The organism is bacterium (assembly GCA_040756715.1).
Taxonomy (GTDB): domain Bacteria; phylum UBA9089; class UBA9088; order UBA9088; family UBA9088; genus JBFLYE01.
The window spans coordinates 1-3,101 of record JBFLYE010000097.1; the positions used below are offsets into that span (position 1 = coordinate 1).

Below are 3,101 nucleotides of genomic sequence, written 5' to 3' on the forward strand. Positions count from 1 at the left end.
AGTTTTATAAAATTTTTTCCCTTTTAATTCAAAATTCAACATTCAAAATTCATAATTTTATAAAGTTTTCCTTAAGATTATCTAAACACATACATTTTGTAAAGCGTTATGGAATTAACTATAGTATGTTGTCTTAACATTAGTAACCCAATCCCTCAATGCCTCATTTATCGCATCCTTTAAGGTTTTTGAGCCACCTGCCACAGGATTTACCTTTGCCCCAAGCATCTCCATCCTAGTAACATTTGGCTTCTGCCTCCTCATATCCTCTGTTCCCATATAGACCTCACATTTTAAGCCAAGCATAGCAGATGCGGTTGCGGTTGCAACGCCATGCTGACCTGCACCTGTTTCGGCAATTATTCTTTTTTTCTCCATATATTTTGCAAGCAAAACCTGAGCAACTGTGTTGTTTATCTTGTGTGCTCCGGTATGACAAAGGTCTTCCCTCTTTAGGTATATTTTTGCACCACCCAGCTTTTTGGTAAGCTTCTCTGCAAAGTATAACGGGGTTGGTCTTCCCGCATAGAGCTTAAGCAACCTTTTTAGCTCATTCTGAAATCCCTTGTCTTTTTTTGCCTTTAAATATGCCTTAAGAAGCTCATCCAGAGCAAAGATAAGGGTCTCGGGAATGAACCTTCCGCCCAAGCCATTGAAATATCCCTTTTTATTGGGAAGCTTTTGCATTTTTATCACTTCCTACCTTTCCATATCGCTCCTTGAATAACTGAAAACCTATCTTTAACTCCAAAATTCTTATATAGATTCTCGGTTACGGTTCCTGTTGGATAATTAGTTTTTTCCTGTATTGCTACGAGTTCTATTGCAACAAGCAAGAATTCAACCGTGAATTCTCCAACTTTATCTAATTCCTTAAAGGGCTCAATGTGTTCGGGTTTGAAAAATTGAAGACATGGAGGAAAAGAATTTACAGGTTTAATCTGATTGAGCATTGCTAAAATATGGTCTTTTAATTTTAAAGTCAGTGATGGATTATAAGCGTGTTTAACATACATCTCAACAATCAAATGAACATGGGCAGGCGTTCTTTGTCGTTTCTTTGGCTCTCTAAATTTTACAATAAAATCATAAGGAGATTGTTGTTTGGTGCCGGGATAAACCTCAAAACACACATTCCCACCTGTTGTATAAACAAGATCATCCTCTTGCAATCGTCTGATTTTCCATATTTTATAAGAGGATTCCAGATAGTAATAGATTGTTCTTAACAGCCTAAAAAGATTCTTCATTTTTTATCTCATAAATAAGTAAATGCTGATGGGTTATTTTTAAATAGCCCCTTATATCCACTCCTTTTGAATTTGTTCCCTCTTGAGTAACAACTATGATTTCCTTAAGCCATAAATTCTTAAGCGTCAGCATATCTACTAATCTTTTAGCAATGGGTTCTACATACCCATCTATTCTTACATCTTGTGTTTGGATTGCCAAAAACCCACCTTTTCTTACACTAGGTAATTCTCTGTTTACAATTTCTTTTATCCCCCTTAAATAAGATTCAATGTTTGAGCTAGAAGAAGCATTGCTCAAAAATGGGGACTTAATAAAAAGTAATCCTTTTCTCTTTTGCTCCTTTCTTTCAGTAAATTTGGTATCTCTCTTATTATGGGAAATAAAGGTTATAACTAAACATCCATCTTTGTTTGAGTATCTATCAATTACATTCTTGTTTAATTGTTCTTCAAAATTCTTCTTTGGCAATATCCAGACTGTTGTAGTTTCAAGCTTATCTAATTTTCTCTTAAAAGATAGTTTCTGTGGGCTAGGGCTAATTAAATCGTAGTTATCTCTTACATATAAAAGACTATGTGTTCTAGGTTTTTCAAAAATTGGTAGATACTCATGTCCTAAAAGAAGAAAATTATACTTAATACTATTTTCATACCAAAATCCTGTTGTCTTGCAATTATGCTGTCGTTTGATAACAAGCTCTCTCAATTTAAAACCTGCATTCAAATAAACATTTATTAGTTTAAAACCCAAAGGAATCACATGTTTTTGCCTACGGGTGTCTCCTATCAAAATCGCACATTGTCTACCAGGCTTTAGCACCCTAAAACTTTCTTTTGAAACTTTTGACATCTCTTTTAAGAAATCGTCTATATCAAAAAATGATAAATCCCTTTCTTTAGAGGAAGTATAATGAATAATATTTGCATAAGGAGGATGGGCACAGATTAGATCTATAGAGCTATCTTGCAAAAAAGATAAATCCCTGGCATCGCCAACCAACAACTCTGGTTCATAGACTTGAGGATGAATTTTATCCTCAATAAATCCTGACAGATGGGGCTCTATGTTAAAATTTACATTTTTTTTTGCCAGCTCAATAGCTTTATCGTTTATATCAAGGGCTATACACCTTCTTCCTAAAAGCTTACATTCTACAGCTGTTGTTCCTGCACCACAGAAATAGTCTAAAACCAATTCACCAGGTTTTGAATATTTAAGAATAATATTTCTTGGGATATAAGGAGACCAATTCCCTCTATATTCTCCACTATGAGTTGCCCAATTACCCCTTTGTTTAAAACTCCAGACAGTGGTTTGTTCTTCCTTAAAATCTTTTGGATAAAGTGTTCTTGCTTTTTTAGAAACCTTTAAAAGACTAATATTAACCCCCTGTGTTTTGGTTATTAGCTTCTCAATATACCTAAATGTAACCCCATATTTTTGACCAATTTCTAGATCAGAAGTCCCTTTTGTTTTTTCCTGTAAGATTGCTTCTTGGAATTCTTTTTCCCCTTCAAAACTTACTTTTTGACTACTCATTGAATTTTATTTTTAATTTTCCTCACAAATTGGATATGGATGTGGGCCTACCACAGAGCCAAGCACATATAGTATCTTCCATCACTTAGTGCAAAAATAGATAGTGTGTGTTTATCTGTTTAAAAATTCATCCACCTTTTAAGAAATTTTGAATTCTAAATTTTGAATTTTGAATTGAAGGTTAAGTTTTATAAAATTTTTTCCCTTTTAATTCAAAATTCAACATTCAAAATTCATAATTTTATAAAGTTTTCCTTAAGATTATCTAAACACATACATTTTGTAAAGCGTTATGGAATTAACTATAG

The 3,101-nt window shown here is 33.5% G+C and carries 2 protein-coding genes and 1 pseudogene; all 3 read right to left on the minus strand.

The genetic code is table 11. The annotated features are described in order from the left end of the window. Positions 1–120: 120 nt before the first annotated feature. Positions 121–687, minus strand: a pseudogene (locus tag AB1397_03680) (pyridoxal-phosphate dependent enzyme). A 5-nt stretch (positions 688–692) separates the two neighbouring features. Beyond that, entirely contained in the window at positions 693–1,172 is a 480-nt protein-coding gene (locus tag AB1397_03685; protein MEW6482087.1) for a hypothetical protein, read from the minus strand. Between the two features lie 61 nt (positions 1,173–1,233). Then, a complete protein-coding gene (locus tag AB1397_03690; protein MEW6482088.1) occupies positions 1,234–2,793 on the minus strand; it encodes a DNA methyltransferase in 1,560 nt (519 codons plus the stop codon). Positions 2,794–3,101 lie beyond the last annotated feature (308 nt).